This is a genomic window from Vogesella urethralis, from assembly GCF_007644045.2.
Lineage (GTDB): Bacteria > Pseudomonadota > Gammaproteobacteria > Burkholderiales > Chromobacteriaceae > Vogesella > Vogesella urethralis.
Map to the genome: position 1 here is coordinate 82,108 of NZ_VMDW02000061.1, position 17,497 is coordinate 99,604.

General features: G+C 61.3%; 9 protein-coding genes. 4 read left to right on the top strand and 5 right to left on the bottom strand.

Going from position 1 to position 17,497, the window contains the following annotated elements; all coding sequences use genetic code 11:
• Positions 1–70: 70 nt before the first annotated feature.
• The 3 genes from FLQ03_RS05110 to ilvD all read right to left on the bottom strand — a co-directional run bounded on the left by FLQ03_RS05110 (position 71) and on the right by ilvD (position 11,648).
• Positions 71–4,531, bottom strand: coding sequence for a pilus assembly protein (locus FLQ03_RS05110; protein ID WP_170252313.1), 4,461 nt, complete (start codon positions 4,529–4,531; stop codon positions 71–73).
• Positions 4,532–5,893: 1,362 nt separating this feature from the next.
• Complete coding sequence (locus FLQ03_RS05115) at positions 5,894–9,427, bottom strand: pilus assembly protein (protein WP_170252314.1); 3,534 nt, start codon at positions 9,425–9,427, stop codon at positions 5,894–5,896.
• 364 nt (positions 9,428–9,791) lie between these two features.
• The gene (ilvD, locus tag FLQ03_RS05120; protein WP_144372883.1) at positions 9,792–11,648 is read right to left on the bottom strand and encodes a dihydroxy-acid dehydratase; all 1,857 of its coding nucleotides are present in this window, start codon (positions 11,646–11,648) and stop codon (positions 9,792–9,794) included.
• 212 nt (positions 11,649–11,860) lie between these two features.
• Between ilvD and lgt the strand changes: the two genes are divergently transcribed.
• Together lgt and FLQ03_RS05130 are read left to right on the top strand one after the other, a co-directional pair.
• The gene (gene lgt / locus FLQ03_RS05125) at positions 11,861–12,655 is read left to right on the top strand and encodes a prolipoprotein diacylglyceryl transferase (RefSeq protein WP_144372884.1); all 795 of its coding nucleotides are present in this window, start codon (positions 11,861–11,863) and stop codon (positions 12,653–12,655) included.
• Between the two features lie 10 nt (positions 12,656–12,665).
• A complete protein-coding gene (locus tag FLQ03_RS05130; RefSeq protein ID WP_144372885.1) occupies positions 12,666–13,007 on the top strand; it encodes a hypothetical protein in 342 nt (113 codons plus the stop codon).
• Positions 13,008–13,102: 95 nt separating this feature from the next.
• On the opposite strand, the gene FLQ03_RS05135 is transcribed toward FLQ03_RS05130, so the two are convergent.
• The gene (locus FLQ03_RS05135) at positions 13,103–13,546 is read right to left on the bottom strand and encodes an Lrp/AsnC family transcriptional regulator (protein WP_144372886.1); all 444 of its coding nucleotides are present in this window, start codon (positions 13,544–13,546) and stop codon (positions 13,103–13,105) included.
• Positions 13,547–13,667: 121 nt separating this feature from the next.
• Between FLQ03_RS05135 and FLQ03_RS05140 the strand changes: the two genes are divergently transcribed.
• Positions 13,668–14,282 (top strand): LysE family translocator, encoded by a 615-nt coding sequence (locus FLQ03_RS05140; protein WP_144372887.1) that lies wholly within the window; start codon positions 13,668–13,670, stop codon positions 14,280–14,282.
• Between the two features lie 12 nt (positions 14,283–14,294).
• On the opposite strand, the gene FLQ03_RS05145 is transcribed toward FLQ03_RS05140, so the two are convergent.
• On the bottom strand, positions 14,295–15,173 hold the full coding sequence (locus tag FLQ03_RS05145) for a LysR family transcriptional regulator (protein WP_144372888.1): 879 nt from the start codon (positions 15,171–15,173) through the stop codon (positions 14,295–14,297).
• A gap of 98 nt (positions 15,174–15,271) precedes the next feature.
• Here FLQ03_RS05145 and FLQ03_RS05150 point away from each other — a divergent pair, with 98 nt between their 5' ends.
• On the top strand, positions 15,272–16,276 hold the full coding sequence (locus FLQ03_RS05150) for a YeiH family protein (protein ID WP_144372889.1): 1,005 nt from the start codon (positions 15,272–15,274) through the stop codon (positions 16,274–16,276).
• Positions 16,277–17,497 lie beyond the last annotated feature (1,221 nt).

The window sequence follows — 17,497 nt, forward strand, 5'->3', positions numbered from 1 at the left end:
GGGTATAATCCTTCCCGACAAAAAAAGGCCGCGGTTGCGGCCTTTTGTTTTTGCTTTGCACAGGGCAAAACTAGTCCTGGATTACCTCACGCCACGACACCCGCTTGATGCTGCGCGACGTACCACAAGCCACCGGACCGATCACCGTGCCGTTGTAGCTGATGTAGCACTGGTTGCCTTGCTTGAAGGTATTGCGCCGGATCAGCCCGTACGAGCCGGACAGCGACATGCTGCCCGGGCCGCCAATACCGGCGGCCAACTCGCGGGCCTTGGCGTCGCTATAACCACGCGCTTTCAGCGTGGCCACCAGGGCTGCGGTTTCTGCTGTGTCCGGCGGGTTGATCACCCCGGCCAGCGGCTTGCCGGTCAGACTGAAATTGTCGTACGGGTAGGTGACGTATTCAGACTCGCAGGCATCGGCAGTGGATTTGCGGTAATCGGTCTCGAAAACAACGCGCGTCTTGCCGAACGCTTCCAGGTTGACCACGTTCTCGAATGGCAGCTCCAGGTCGTGATAGAAACCCAGCTTGTAACTGGACAGGCTGTACGTGCTCTTGCCGTCCGCACTGGACAAGGTGCGAGAGCCGCTGGTGGTGCAGGCTACCGCCGCATTGCTCACCCCGCTGCCCGGGTAGCCTTTGCTGTCGTAGTCAAAAACGTGACGGGTTTTCGGCATGGTGTCGGGGAAGTGCTCTACGCCCACCACGCCCAGCTCGCTGCGGTTGCAGATGTAGCCGCCAAAGTCCCAGATGCTGTACATGCTGCGGGTGGTGGATTCGCCGCTACAACCGGCAGAATCCTTGTCGCAGGCTTCCAGGAACTTGCCGCCGGCAAACGTCAGCACCAGATTGGGTGCGGTGGCACTGCGCGGCAGGACAAGCGTCGGGTGCAGCGACAGCTGCGGCGCCAGCACCACCGGCTGTACCTTGCCATCCGGCCCGGTGGCCACAAAGATGCTGCTGGCCGTCCACTTGCTGGTATCGCTGCTGCTGACGTTGAAGCGCCAGATATTGCCTTTCAGGTCGCCGGCGTAGATCAGGTCGACCTTGCCGTCCTTGTTGAGGTCGTAATAGGAGAAATCGGACAGGCCGTTGGCCGCCGTGGCTTGCTCCACCACCATTTTCTTGTAGTTGGACGAGGTCCAGCTGGTGCGGGCATCAACCGGCAGGAAGAACATGGCCGCACGGCCACTGCTGCTGTTGTAGCCATTGGGCGATACCACGTACCAGTTGCCGTCGTTCATCTGCAGGATCTGCGGCTGGGCAAAGGTCAGGCCCAGGTCGCTGTCGTCGGACGAAGTGAACTCCCACTGCACCAGCTCGTTGGCCTTGGACTCCAGCAGGTTGGCCGGCGCCGTCACGTTCAGCAGGAACAGGCTGCGGCCGCCACCGCGCAAGCCACCGGCGAGCAGGGTTTTCCAGCTGCTGTCGGCCCAGGCGGCGCTGCTGTGCAGCTGGCCGTCCACGAAGTAACGGTGGCTGTAGTTCTGCTCGGTCAGGTCGATCAGCGGCGACTGCCCGACGGTGGACGACAGGAACACCTTGGGAATGAAGGCAAACTTCTCCACCCCGCTGGCAGCATCAAAACCGTGCAGCATGCCGTCGTTGGCGCCCACGTACAGCATCGGCGCCCGGCTCTTGTAGTTGCTGTAGAAGCTGCTGTAGCTGCTGTCGCTGCGGAAGCCGCTGACCGGTGCGCCGACATAGGCACCACGTGAATGCAGGATGTCGCCCAGCTTGGTGCGGCTGCGAACGCGGAATTTGCCGGTGGTAGTGCCCTCGTTGGCGGCGCTACCGCGCAGGTAGTCGACGCGGTTAATCGCCACGCTGTTGCTTTCCACGCTTTCGCGCAGCGACGGCAGCAGGTTGTAAGCGGGCAAGGCCAGGCTGGTGCTGGTAAACGGAATGGCCTTCACCGAACTGTTGCTGACACCGGCGATGATCTGGCGCGAGCTGCTGGCCGGCAGCAACTCGGCGGCCGACCATAGCGTGGTGGCAAACTTCTTCTGCGTCTCGTCGTATTTCTTGGCCACCAGGCTGCCCGACCAATCGGCCGAATCGTAGCCGCCGGTGTATTCGGCGGTATCGGTTTCCAGCTTGCTGCTGCTACCCACCGCCGGCACCAGGAACGGCGCCTGCTGCTGGATGGTATTGAAGATGCGGTCCAGCTGTTGTTCCAGTTTCAGCGGGTTGGTGGCGGATGCGTAAGCATCGGGCACACCGTCACCGTCAGCATCCCATTGGCTGGTTTCCAGCAGGGCATTGGCGTCGCTGCCGGTCTTGGCGTCGGTATAGCCGCCGTACTTGGCCATGTACCACAGCGGGGACTGCAGCCGCTCTACCGTGGAAGCGCCATTGCTGACAGTAAAGATGCGGTCAAAATTCTCCGGCAGGATCGGGCAGTTGCTGCGGCGCGGGCTGTTATACAGGCCGTACAACAGGCTGTAGTAAGGCTGGCTAGTGGCAATGCACTCGATACTGGTGCCCTTGTAGCCGTTCCAGGTCAGCGCCCACGGTTCGTCTTCCTTCTCGCGGATCACCAGGTAAGGGCCGGTCTTGTTGCCATCGGTCGCCCCACTGAGCGGGCTGACGCCGGAGATGATGAAGCCGGCGTAGGTCTGCGCACCGTTGGCCGCGTAGAAGGTATCCACCTTCACGCGTACCGTACTGCTACTGTCCTTGCTGATGCGGTAATCGACGATGTGGTCGACGTCCCAGTCGCTGCCGTCTTCGGAGTTTTCGAAGTTCACCCGGAAGCGGTAGCAGTCTGGCCAAGTGCAGCTGGTATCGCTCTTGAACAGGTAGTAGTCGACAATCGACATGGTGTTGCTGCCGGAGCGTGCATACGGAATGAAAGTGACCGTCTGCTGCGGAAATTTCAGCTCCACCTTGGGCAAGGAGTTGGACAGCGCAATGGCAAAGGTACGGATGGTGGGTTTGGTCTTGCCACTGGGCACGGACACATCCACCAGCGGCGTAGTGCGCGCGTAATAAGCTGCCATGGCGCCATAGAAACCGCCCTCGCGGGTAGGCTCTTCCGGCGAAATGCCGCGCACGTTGAACGAGCTGGCCGACTTGCCGGTAGGCAGACCCACGCTACTGCTGCTGCCGCTGACCTGGCCGATCATGATGGTTTTCATCACCCCGGCGAATTCCTTGTTCCACAGCGTGGTGGCCAGCGTGCCGACATTGAGGTCGCTCATGCCGGACTCGGTGGCCATGCTTTCGAACGGCGAGCCGGGCAGCTTGCTGTCAAACGACGATACCGCATCGCTTACCACGGTAATAAACGGCTTGGAACACCAGTACTTGCCAGCGTACGGTTTGTAGCTGGACCAGTTTTCCAGGAAGTTGATGCCGATATTGTTCTTGTCGATGGTGCTGCTGCTACCGGCCGTGAAGTAGGTAGGGCCACTCTTGCCGGCGTAGTAGCGCAGTGCCTCGTAATACATCTCGGCCAGCGGGTTGCCCCAGTTGCCGTCCCCGCCGCCGTTGTAGCCGCCACTATTGGGCTTGTAGATCATCAACGCGTCCAGCGTCTTCACGATACCGCCAGCGGCAAAATCGCCATTGGCGTCGATCTCGCTGGCAAAACGGCGCATGGCGACACGCAAGGCGGCGCCACTCTTGGGGCTGGCATAAATACTGGTGAACAGCGCGAACTCCATATTGTTGTCCACGCTGTACTTGTGCAGCAGGCCGGTCGGCTTGTAGGTGCTGCCGTACAGCCGGCAGTTGGCGTTCTTGCCCAGTGCCTGCGCAGCCTGCAGATCGTAGCTGGTGCACGACTGTACCTTGGCCACCATGCCGGTCATCGAACTGAAACGGGAGTTGTTGAGGTTGGCGTTGGCCTCGCTGCTGACCCACTGGGTAATGTCGACGCCGCTGCTGGCCGAGGCCACCTTGATCACCGGTGTGGTGCCGTCGTCGGCGTTGGCAAACACCAGCGTATGGCCCAGGTCCAGCCGGCTCTTGAGGGTGTTGGCACCACCGGATGCCGTCACGCACAGGTTGCTGTTGCTGGCATCGGTACAATACCCCAGCGTGCCGACCATGAAATTGGAGGGTACGTAATCCAGCAGGCTGCCCTGCCCCGACAGCGTGGCAGTAAGTTGTTTGCCCCAGGCATGCGCATCACGCGGAATGCGCGAACGCACCAGCACGGCTGAAGTCCCTTCGCGGGTACCGCCGTACAAAGACTTGCGCAGCACGTCGGCTCGCGACATCGCCACGTAGTTCAGCAGATTGCCAGACCAGTAGCTGCCACCACATTTCTTGTCGGCCGTGTACTGCATGGCCTCGAAACGGCTGTTGGTGGTGGAGTACGCATAGCAGACGTTGCTGTTGAAGTAGCCGTAGTAATCGATGGACGGTTTGAATTCCACGTCGTACACGCCGTCGTCGTCCAGGTCGGTGGCGTCGTTGTAGGCTTCCACAAACATGTTGCGGTCACGCCCCACCACCAGCACGTTCAGCGGTGGCTGCGACACCGACGTTCCCACCATCGGCAGATTGGGCACCACCAGCGCCATGGCAGGCAGGGCCTGGCATGTCAATATTAGATATTTAAAACTATTGACCAATCTATTCATTTTAAACCTCAACAACCAATACGGGGGTACGGCCAAATACTCGGGCAACACCACGATGCGATAGAACAATATTACCGATAGCAATATCTCATGGCGATATAAAAATTATAAAATAAAATTTTGCCGGCGTTTGCCCCAATCGGCACCTGCTTGGCCATCACCTCTCCGGCGCTCATTTAAGCAATCGACGCCACCACCCTAATAAATCACAACAAGATATTGCAATATCATTTTAATAGCAAAAAATAAAATACATAGGCATAATGATAATTCACTACCAAGTATCAATCCGCCACCTAACCACCCTGGCACCTACCCTTCAAACAGCGAGCGCAGCGCAAGCCTGACAACGCCGCAGTGGGAAGCTTACCGGGCCTGCCCTTCGGGGCAGGTGCAAAGCGCAGCACTGCCTTGTCAAACCGTGCGAGCAGGGATCGTCCTGCTGCGCCCGGTTTTTCGCGCATTGCCGCCGTCAAACAAGCGCCGCCGCATCAAAAATAGCGTTAACAGGCCCTGAACGAGCAGGCCGGGTTTGCTGTGGCGTGACGTCCAACCACGGCGCGAGCGTATGAAGCCACTCGTTGAACCTAACGGGTTATCACTATTTTCCGGGCAGAAAAACCTGCAGCTGCACCTCAACAGATAACACAGTGAGTGGTCTACAACAGCAGGTGGACAGTACCGCAACGAGAAAACGGGCCTAGCCATCTAGAAGACAAAAGCATGCTGCTGGTCACCGACACCAATAGCGCAAGCGGTAACGGGATATGGATAGGCGGACGACACAATCCGGGTGATGGGCGTGGCCGACAATCGCGCCGGAGACGCCACCAGGCAGCGCTTATCCGGAAGCAGAGAGACTGGTCACCATGACGACGGATGGGGGGGGGGACGACACATGCCAGCGTTGTGCCGCGCTGGCAGGGCCCAAGCTTCAGCCATCATTACCCCATATCTAAACGGCCACGTCTGGAAAGGGAGTTCACGAGACAATCAGGCCCCGAATGCATCGCTACACGCAGTGAAATACGTGAAGGGGAGATTCTGGAAAAGTAGCATGACTGCCATTGCCTTAGCCTTGCCGAATCGAGGATACACTGCTTCAGATTGCTGCCAACAGCGTCAAGCCTCGGGCGTTGAACGGCGGGTACAGTCGGATTGATGCCGCGATTCGGCATCGCTTTACGACACCGGGCAGGCCGCACGCCCCCTGACAGGGATAAGTCCATCGGCGAATTGGGGATAATTCGATCTGTGCCTGATTTGTACACCAACACCGTTCTTTATGAGCAGAAGTTCGAATCAATCCAAAATGATCTCGCGCCAACTGACGCGACGCACCACGCGACTACGACTGCCCAGCATCTGACAATCAACATTGCCACTGACGCCGGTATGACACAACGCTTGCTTGCCGTTGGGCAAGGTTAACAGCAGGGAGCCACCGTAGTTGAGACCTGTCTTCAGTAACTGGCGATTGGCTTGGCTATCCTGGCTGGATACCTTGCCGTCGCCATTGGTATCCATCAGTACCCTATCGGGAGCTGCACCATTACTGAGGTTGACGATGGTACGGAACGCGGCCTCGCCGCCGGCTGCGCACTCCTGTCGCAGGCGAATGCTGTCTACTACCACCAAGTCCTTTTTCTTCAGTGACAGATAGAACGGTGACGACACCACCTGCTCATTACTGGTCAGCGGGATGTACCAGCCCTTCTGGTTGGCCGCAACGCTACTGGTAGAGGTGCGCGAGAAGCCGACATCAGCAGAAGGAACCTCCTGAGCCAACAAACTGCGCGGGTCGGCAATCTGCTGATTATTGTCGTAAATACCGTAAATAGCCTGACCACTGGTGGCACGGTCGGCCTCGGCGTAGTTGATGCCGGTACCGAACACCACCATCTTCTGCCCACTAGCCGTTTTCATCAGAACGGGTGCTGCGGTAATCGGCTGACGCTTACCCAGCGTACCATCACTCATTTCGTAAGCGGTAAACAGTGGCTGGCCAGCGAGCGCTACGCGCCAAGCGGCAGGCAGGGGCGTGCTGATGTCGAACTTCCAGACATTACCATTCAGGTCGCCAGCGTACAGGTAATCGGCGGTACCGTTGTTGTCGTTGTCGTAGGTACTGACGTCGGTAATACCGTTGGGCGCATACAGGGGCGCGCTGCGGGGGCTGACGGTCAGGCGGAAATAATTGCTGCCCAGCACCCAGGGGGTGCCGGGTGCCTTATCCAGCATCAGCAAGAAGACGCCGGCGTTGCTGGCCGTCTGGTTAATGCCGTTACCCAGTACCGCTGCCCATTTGCCGTTATTGAGTTTCACCAGCTTGGGCAGCGTCATCATATTGCCCAGCAGGCTATCGTTGCTGGACGAGAACTCCCAGCGCACGCTGTCGGCGTTCATGCTGGTTGGCGTGGTAACGTCGATGGCGTAAATGCTGCTACTACCATAGCCGTCACTCCGGGTAATGCCACGGCCGGTAGAGCCGATCAACAATGTGGTGGCGGTGTTATTGAGGCACACGTCCTTGATGACCGGGCTACCATCGTGCAGGCGAACGTAGTCGTAGTCTTTGGCGGCCAACCTGGCCGCTTGCGGGTACACCGCAGACGGCATGAAGGCAAATAGCTCCTTGCCCTTGTCCGCGTCATTCTTGTTGCCGTAGTTGAAGATGTGCAGGAAGCCGTCGTTAGCGGGTACCGCGTAGATGGCTGGCCGCCCCTTGGCGTTGCTGCTGAAACTGCCGCAGCCGCTGATGTCCGCCGGTGCACCATTGAACGCCACCTTGGCCAGCTCGATCGGCCCCAGACGGTAGCTGCGCGCACGATAGGCTCTGCTGCCACTGTTGCCGGCATTGGTATTGTCACCACGCAGATAGGCCAAACCCGCCGCATTGAGGCCGGTCTGAGTTTGCAGATAACTGCTGCCGGTGTCGAAAACCATACCGCGCTCGGCGCTCTTGTTATGGGCGTACACATTGCGGCCACTGGCCGTGGTGCCAAGCTGGCTTTCCAGAATGGTTTTGGTACTCCAGTCCAGTGCCAGCGAGTTGCTGTTCAGCGCATTGCTGCTGTTCAGCGTCACCTTGTACGCCTCGATGTCACCATACCAGTCTGCGCCGCCATCGCTACTGTTGGCAGACGAGCGTTCAAACGTGGTGCGGAACAGGTGGTTGCCGGTGCCGACACTGTTATTGCCAGACGACACGCTAAGGCCGGACAGCGACGGTTTGACCGCCAGCGCCGCATAACTGAACGCACGGTTCAGCGCCCGGATCAGCGCCTCCGGGTTGTTAGCCGGGGCGTAGTTGTCTGGCACACCGGTAGGGAACGCGCCGATGGTTTGCAGATCGGTTGACCATTCCGACTTCACATCCGGCGTCTTGTTGCCGTTACTGTCGTCAAAACCACCCCACTTGGCTGCCAGATAGAAAGCGTTGGTAGTTTCGCTCTTGTAGTTGCCACCTTCCACCACATCGATCATGAAAGCCTTCACCCGCTGCTGACCAAGCTTATCGCCGCGAATATCGAACATATTGCCCCAGTAGGCCAGCGCGGCAATATAACCCGGTGAGTGGGTAGAGCCGATGTTGCTGGTACCGCCATTGCGCACGGTATTAAGCAAAGTGCTGACGTTGATTTCGCTATCATCGCCAGGAGGGCGCGTGGGAATGTCTGTCCAGGTAGAACCCGGCAAGTCCACATCGCGGTGAACGTTGACATCACCAAAGTAGAGAATGAAGTTATTTTGGTCAGAATACGTCAATGGGTCCTCCCAGTCGGTAATGACCGGGAAACGGTCTTTCTGTCTATCATCGGTGATAGTCGAATACGCACTGTCATCACCTTTATTACGTAAATAGCGCAAGGCGGCGTAGTACAGCTCGGCCCCTGGGTCCAGCGTCTTGTAGCCCAACTCTCCGAAACGGTTCAGATAATTGACCACCCCGCTGTCGCTGACGCTGCTGTTGCTGGCGTCGGTTGGGTCGGGGTTGGGGTAGAAGGCCCCGGTTTTCGGGTCCCACTCCTGGCCCAAGGCAATACTGTTACCACTATTGGTGGTTACCGTCTGGTAACAGCCAGGGTACTTCAAGCGCGCACGCAGCACGCCGCCATCGCGGTTTTCAGCATCGTCGAGCAAATAGCTCAGCACCCCCACCCGCATGGTTTTGGCGTATTTCTGAATCAGGCCCTCCGGCTTGTAATCCACCACCCCGGCAGAGGGCGTGTATAAGGTGCAGTTACTGGCCATGCCAAATCTGGTGGATTTCACACAGGCGCGCACATTCAGGTCGAAGGTGGTAGTGTCGTTGTACTTCACCCAATTGCATCCTCTACCGCATTCTTCACGCTGGTAATTGCGAGTCAGTGTGAGAGAAAATGGCGAAGCAGTTGGCCGCAATAGCGTCGCAGTGACATCACGGTAGCGGGCAGTACTGCCGTGGCCGATTAGCAGCGGCAGATAACCTTGAAAATCGTCGTAACTGCGCGAGTCATCGCCATAGCCGTGGCGCGACATGCGTAAAATGGTCTTGCCGGTCGCCTCCCGAACCCGGTAACCACCGGTCAGCGTCTTGCGAAAGATGTCGGTAGCGGTGCCGGTCGCCCAATTGAGAAAGTTGCCCGACCACAAGCCATCGTTGCAGGTACGCAAGCTGGCGTTATTGACCGCACTGACCGGGTTGAAATAGTTGACACCCGCACTGTTGTCGTTGGTGACATAGCTGTAGCACAACCCGGGCTCGAAATAGCCCAAGTATTCATTAGTGGTGGTATAGCCCGTCTGGTAAGCCCAGCCGGCAGTGGGATATTCAATCGAAAGTGCCAGCAGCACATTGACCCCATCCGCCGCAGTTACGCCCGCCAACGGTGCTGTACTCGTCGGCACCAGCGCATAGGCCATAGCAGAAAAAATCATATAGGCAGCGACAAACCACCCAATCAAAAGCTTCTTCATAGCAAAACCAGGGCGAATGTTTGAATAAGCAAACATTCATCTTAATTGACAGAGAAGCCATTGAGAACAATAGAGAATTTCTTATTTATATCGAAATCACAAATCAAACAAAAATAGACATTTCAATTAAAAATTGGATTATCGATTATAAAAAAGAGTAAGGCAGCAATAAATAAAAACCGCCACACTGCCTAATTGGCAATGCGGCGGTTTTTTTAGCTTCGTTTAAACTTGCTACTTCTTACTTGCGCTCTACCTGCGACACATCACGCACTGCGCCGGTGTCGGCGCTGGTGGTCATGGCGGCGTAGGCGCGCAGCGCCGGGCTGACCACACGCTGGCGGTCCAGCGGCTTCCACGCCTGCGCACCGCGGGCTTCCTGTGCGGCGCGGCGTGCGGCCAACGTTTCAGCGCTGACGGCCAGATGGATGCCACGGTTGGGGATGTCAATCTCGATGGTATCGCCCTCTTCCACCAGGCCGATGGCGCCGCCTTCGGCAGCTTCCGGCGACACGTGGCCGATGGACAGGCCGGAGGTACCGCCCGAGAAGCGGCCGTCGGTCAGCAGCGCGCAGGCCTTACCCAGGCCCTTGGACTTCAGGTAGCTGGTGGGGTACAGCATTTCCTGCATGCCGGGGCCGCCTTTCGGGCCTTCGTAGCGGATGACGACCACGTCGCCGGCTACCACCTGGTCAGCGAGGATGGCGGCCACAGCGTCGTCCTGGCTTTCAAACACGCGGGCGCGGCCGGTGAACTTGAGGATGGAATCGTCCACGCCGGCGGTTTTCACGATGCAGCCGCGCTCGGCGATATTGCCGTACAGCACGGCCAGGCCGCCGTCTTGCGAGTAGGCGTTGGCCTTGTCGCGGATGCAGCCTTCGGCGCGGTCGTCGTCCAGCGTCGGGTAACGCATGCTCTGGCTGAAGGCGATGGTGGTCGGCACGCCACCCGGTGCCGCGCGGTAGAAGCGGTGCGGCTCGCTATCCGGGCCATGACGCATCACGTCCCAGGCTTCGATGCCGGCGCCCATGCTGGCGCTGTGCACGGTGGGCACGTCACGGTGGATCAGGCCGGCGCGGTCCAGCTCGGCCAGAATGCCGATCACGCCACCGGCGCGGTGCACGTCTTCCATGTGGTACTTCTGCGTGGCAGGCGCCACCTTGGACAAGCACGGCACGCTGCGCGAGATGCGGTCGATGTCGGCCATCTTGAAGTCGACACCGGCTTCGCTGGCGGCCGCCAGCAGGTGCAGCACGGTGTTGGTGGAGCCGCCCATCGCCACATCCAGGCTCATCGCGTTCTCGAACGCGGCCTTGGTGGCGATGCTGCGCGGCAGCACGCTGAAGTCGTCCTGCTCGTAATGGCGCTTGGTGATCTCCACGATCAGGCGGCCTGCTTTCAGGAACAGCTCCTTGCGGTCGGCGTGGGTGGCCAGCAGGCTGCCGTTACCCGGCAGCGAGAGGCCCAGCGCCTCGGTGAGGCAGTTCATCGAGTTGGCGGTAAACATGCCGGAACAGGAACCGCAGGTCGGGCAGGCGCTACGCTCTACCTTGTCTACCTCGGCGTCGGACACGGCGCTGTTGGCCGCTTCCACCATGGCGTCCACCAGGTCCAGCTTGCGGATCTCGTTACCCCACTGCACCTTGCCGGCCTCCATCGGGCCGCCGGACACGAACACCACCGGGATGTTCAGGCGCAGCGCGGCCATCAGCATGCCGGGGGTGATCTTGTCGCAGTTGGAGATGCACACCAGCGCGTCGGCGCAGTGCGCGTTTACCATGTATTCCACGCTGTCGGCGATCAGGTCGCGGCTGGGCAGGCTGTACAGCATGCCGCCGTGGCCCATGGCGATGCCGTCGTCCACGGCGATGGTGTTGAATTCTTTGGCGACGCCGCCGGCACGTTCAATCTCGCGCGCCACCAGTTGCCCCATATTGTGCAGGTGCACGTGGCCGGGTACGAACTGGGTAAAGCTGTTGGCAATGGCGATGATGGGCTTCTGGAAGTCTTCGTCCTTCATGCCGGTGGCGCGCCACAGCGCACGGGCACCGGCCATGTTGCGGCCTGCGGTAGAGGTTTTGGAGCGGTATTGCGGCATGGCTTGATCCTTGGTTTCTCTTTGCCCGCCCGTGGGCGGAAGTAACGTGTCCCGGGGCGCGGATACCGCTTCTGTGAGCAGCTGGCAGGAACTTCCGGGTGCGTGAAGTTTCTGTGAATGACAACATCCCGTCATGATCGCGTCGGGACGCCATCGGGCGCTTTCCGTATAATTTCGATCTTCCTTTTACCGCAAACGCACATTACTGACAAATGCTGATCCATCCTCAGTTTGACCCGGTGGCCATCCACCTGGGGCCGCTGGCCGTGCACTGGTATGGCCTGATGTACCTGCTGGGCTTCGGCCTGTTCCTGTGGCTGGGCAATCTGCGCGTGAAAAGCCAGCCGTGGAGCGGCTGGAGCGCCAAGGACCTGGACGACTTCCTTACCTGGGCAGTGCTGGGCGTAGTCGCCGGCGGCCGCCTGGGCGAAGTGCTGTTTTACCAGCCCGGCTACTATCTGCAGCACCCGGCCGAAATCCTGATGGTGTGGAAAGGCGGCATGAGCTTCCACGGCGGCTTCATCGGCGTGCTGGTGGCCATGGCGCTGTTTGCGCGCAAGAAAGGCAGCAGTTTCTGGCAGGTGGCCGACTTTGTCGCCCCGCTGGTACCCACAGGGTTGGCCGCCGGCCGCGTCGGCAACTTCATCAACGGCGAACTGTGGGGCCGCGTAGCACCGGCCGACCTGCCGTGGGCGATGGCGTTCCCGCGCGTGGACATGCTGCCGCGTCACCCGTCGCAGCTTTACCAGGCACTGCTGGAAGGCCTGGCGCTGTTCGTCATCCTGTGGCTGTTCTCGGCGCGCCGCCGCCCGGTAGGCCAGGTATCGGCCGTGTTCCTGATCGGCTACGGCAGCTTCCGCTTCATCGCCGAATACTTCCGCACCCCGGACGCCGGCATCTTCGGCCAGTCCGACGTGATCAGCATGGGCCAGTGGCTAAGCCTGCCGATGATCGTGGCCGGTATCGCGCTATACCGCTGGGCGGCGCGCCAGCCGCAAACTGTTTGAGGAGCCTGCGATGAAAGCCATCGTTCCCCTGCTGCTGTGCAGCCTGCTGGCCGGCTGCGCCACTTACCAGTGGCGCCACGGCGACGGCACCCGCAACTTTGACGCCGAAAGCTACCCGTGCAAGCAGGAAGCCGCCAAAGCCTTCCCGCCGGACATGCGCGAACGCGTGGCGCGCGCCGCCTCGTTCCAGCCGCCACGGCAGATCTGCGGCGCCAACAACCAGTGCACCTGGACACCGGGTTACTGGGAGCCGGAACGCCGTGAAAGCTACGACGCCAATGCCGAGCAACGCGAGGACATGTACAACAGCTGCATGAAGGCCAAGGGCTGGGCGTACATCCGCGTGGATTAGCGCCTGCCGCCAAGGTTGGCCGCAAAGCACAAGGCCCTGCCATCCGGCAGGGCCTTGCTGTTTTATGTGGCGCCACGCTGCCCGGCCGCCACCGCCTAACGCGGCGGGCACACCGGCCGCGCCGACAGCGGCGTGGACAGAATGATGCTGGTGCGCGTCTCGCCCAGATCGTTCAGGTGCGACACCAGCAGCTCCAGATGCTGCACGTCGCGCGCCAGCACGCGGAATACGTAGGAATCCACCCCGGTCACGTGGTGGCACTCCTGTACCTCCGGCATGGCGGCCAACCTGTCCAGCAGCGTTTTCTTGGCCGGCTGCGGCACGGTAATGCCTACCAACGCCGACAGCGCATACCCTGCCTTCAGCGGCGCCACCACCGCGTGGTAGCCGCGAATCACCCCCGACTCTTCCAGGCGTTTAACACGCTCCGACACCGCCGGCACCGACAGCCCCACCGCCTGCGCCAGCTCGGTCAGCGACTGGCGCGCGTTGTCCTGTAGCGCGGCCAGAATGGCCCACGATTTGGCATCCACTTCCATTTGTTAAGCCTTTCTGCCGTTTGGCCTGAATTTCTTAAGCCAGCATAGCGCATCGCCTGCATCACGGCATGGGCAGCGGCAGCGCGCCACGCCACACTATGCAGCAGCAAAGGAGAACACCATGAGCCTGTTTCTGGAAGCGGCCGCCATCGGGCTGGCCATTGCCGCACCGGTCGGCCCCATCGGCCTGCTGTGCATCGAGCGCACGCTGCGCCGTGGCCCGGCCACCGGTTTTGTCACCGGCCTGGGTGCTGCCAGCGCCGACGGCCTGTACGCCAGCGCTGGCGCTGCCGGCATGGGGACGCTGCTGCACACCCTCAGCACCATCGCCACCCCGCTGGCGCTGGCCGGCAGCGCGCTGCTGCTGTACATGGGCGTGGGCACGCTGCGCCGCGCCGCGGCCAACCATGCCGCCCGCGCCAGCGAAGGCGGCGGGCTGGCCATGGCTTATCTGTCGGCGCTGGGGCTGACGCTGAGCAACCCGATGACCATCCTGTCGTTTATCGCGGTATTTGCCAGCCTGGCAGGCGGCCAGCCACCGGCGCCAGCCGACGCGGCGCTGATGGTGGCCGGCGTGTTTACCGGCTCGGCGCTGTGGTGGCTGTTGCTGGCCTACGGCGGCGGGCGCCTGCTGGCGCGGCTGGGGCCGGCCGGGCAGCGGCGCATCAACCAGCTGTGCGGCGTGTTGCTGATCGGCTTTGCCGTACTGATGGCGTGGCGCACGCTGGCCGGCTAGGCGCAAGCGGCACTATGGCGCCAGACCGTCCAGCTGCAGAAAGGCGCGCATGCTGCTGCCGGGCGCCTTGTCGCGATGGCGTATGCACCACAGCGTGCGCTGTAGCGGCGGCAAGGCCGTTTGCAATGGCACCAGCGCGCCGCTGTCCAGCAGTTCGGCCACCACGCGGCGCGACAAGCAGCTCACGCCCAGCCCGGCCGCCACCGCCCGCTTGATGGCCTCGGAATCGCCCAGCTCCATTTCCACGTTCAGGCTGCCCAGGTGCGGCAGCAACACGCGCTCCACTTCCTCGCGGGTGCCGGAACCGGCCTCGCGCAGCAGCCACGGCGCAGCCGCCAGCTCGGCCTGGCTCACCTGCCGCCCGGCCAGCGGATGGTTGGCCGCCGCAAACACCAGCAGCTCGTCCTGCTGCCACGGCAGGCTGTGCAGCGCCGGGTGGTGGCACGGGCCTTCGATCAGGCCGAAGTCGGCTTGTAGCGCCGCCACCGCCGCCACGATGTCGCGGGTATTGGCCACCTGCAGGCTGACGCGGCATTGCGGCCAACGCTGCCGCAAAGCGGCCAGCCGCTGCGGCAACAGGTAGTTGGCAATGGTGGTACTGGCCCCCAGCCGCAACGACAACGCCGCCTCGCCGAACAAATCCTGCAGCGCCGCCGCTTCGTCCAGCAACGCCCGCGCCCGTGGCAATAGCGTGCGGCCGTGTTCGTTCAGCTGCAGGCCACGGCCGATGCGGTCGAACAAGGGCACGCCCAGCGCCTGCTCCAGCTGTGCCAGCGCTTGGCTGGCGGCCGATTGCGACAGCGCCACCTCGGCGGCAGCGCGGGTGACCGACTCGCAGGCGGCCACGGCGGCAAACACTTCCAGTTCGCGCAGCGATAGTTTTAGCGCCATGATTAATCGGTTTTAGTGATCGGTACCATTCATATTATCCGTTTTACCACTGAATAGCAGCCCACTAAGCTTGGCTTATTCATGGAGGTAATAACGATATGAAGATTCTGGATAAGCAACACGGCCTGCTGCTGGCACTCGCGCTGGCGCTGGCCTCGCTGTGGTTGGCCACCCTGACGTGGCTGGCCGCGCACGGCGTATCCGCCCTCACCGTGGCCATGCTGCTGGGCATGCTGGCGGCCAACCTGGGCCCGCGCCATACCCGCCCCGACCCGCACACGCTGGCGTTTTGCAAAACCACCGTGCTGCGCACCGGCATCGTCCTGTTCGGCCTGCGCCTGACGCTGGGCGAGCTGGGCCAGCTGGGCCCCACCGTGTGGCTGATTGACGCCGCAGTATTGGGCAGCACCTTCGCGCTGGCGCTGTGGGCTGGGCCGCGCCTGGGGCTGGACCGCGAAAGCAGCGTGCTGATCGGCGCCGGTAGCGCCATCTGCGGCGCCGCCGCGGTGATGGCGGCACAGCCGGTGATCCGCGCCAGCGGCGAGCGCGCCAGCCTGGCGGTGGCCGGCGTGGTGCTGTTCGGCAGCCTCGCCATGCTGCTGTATCCGGCAGCCTACCCGCTGCTGGCCAGCCTGGGCGTCAGCGATACCGCCTACGGCGTGATGACCGGCTCCACCCTGCACGAAGTGGCGCAAGTGGTGGCCGCCGGCAAGGCGGTAAGCGACCAAGCGGCCAACGCCGCCGTGCTTACCAAAATGCTGCGCGTGATGATGCTGGCGCCGTTCCTGTTGCTGCTGGCGGCCTGGTGGCAACGCCGCCAGCCGCAGGCGGACGGCCAGCGTGGCCGCATCACCATCCCGTGGTTTGCTTTTGGTTTTGTGGCGATGGTGGCGCTGAACAGCAGCGGCTGGCTGCCGGCCGCCGTGGTGGCACCGCTGCAGCAGCTGACCACCCTGCTGCTGGCCACCGCCATGGCCGCGCTGGGGCTGGACACCCGCGCCAGCGCCATCCGCGCCGCCGGCTGGCAACCGCTGCTGCTGGCCGGGCTGCTGTTTGGCTGGCTGATGGCGGGCGGCGGCCTGTTCAACTGGCTGTTGGGGTGAACTGTTTGAAAGCACGCAGGATGGGTGCAAGCGCTTGCGCCGTAACCCATCGCCTCAATCGCATAATACTGATGGGTTACGCTGCGCTGCACCCATCCTACCTCTCCGCTACGAAGCGGCTCACCGCCAGCTCGTAGGATGAGTGTAGGCGCTTGCGCCGTAACCCATCACCTCGATCGCGTCATACTGATGGGTTACGCTGCGCTGCACCCATCCTACCTCTCCGCTACGAAGCGGCTCACCGCCAGCTCGTAGAATGGGTGCAGGCGCTTGTGCCGTAACCCATCGCCTCAATCGCATCATAATGATGGGTTACGCTGCGCTGCACCCATTCTACATCACCGCTACGAAGCGGCTCATCGCCAGCTCGTAGGATGGGTGCAGGCGCTTGCGCCGTAACCCATCGCCTCAATCGCAGCATACTGATGGGTTACGCTGCGCTTCACCCATCCTACCTCTCCGCTACGAAGCAGCTCACCGCCAGCTCGTAGGATGGGTGTAGGCGCTTGCGCCGTAACCCATCGCCTCAATCGCAGCATACTGATGGGTTACGCTGCGCTTCACCCATCCTACATCTCCGCTACGAAGCGGCTCACCGCCAGCTCGTAGGATGGGTGCAGGCGCTTGCGCCGTAACCCATCACCTCAATCGCAGCATACTGATGGGTTACGCTGCGCTTCACCCATCCTACCTCTCCGCTACGAAGCGGCTCACTGCCAGCTCGTAGGATGGGTGCAGGCGCTTGCGCCGTAATCCATCACCTCAATCGCATCATAGTGATGGGTTACGCTGCGCTGCACCCATCCTACCTCTCCGCTACGAAGCAGCTCACCGCCAGCACGTAAGATGGGTGCGGGCGCTTGCGCCGTAATCCATCACCTCAATCGCATCATAGTGATGGGTTACGCTGCGCTGCACCCATCCTACATCTCCGCTACGAAGCAGCTCACCGCCAGCTCGTAGGATGGGTGCAGGCGCTTGCGCCGTAAGCCATCACCTCAATCGCATCATACTGATGGGTTACGCTGCGCTTCACCCATCCTACATCTCCCCTACGAAGTGGCTCACCGCCAGCTCGTAGGATAGGTGCAGGCGCTTGCGCCGTAACCCATCGCCTCAATCGCAGCATACTGATGGGTTACGCTGCGCTGCACCCATCCTACATCTCCGCTACAAAGTGGCTCACCGCCAGCTCGTAGGATGGGTGCAGGCGCTTGCGCC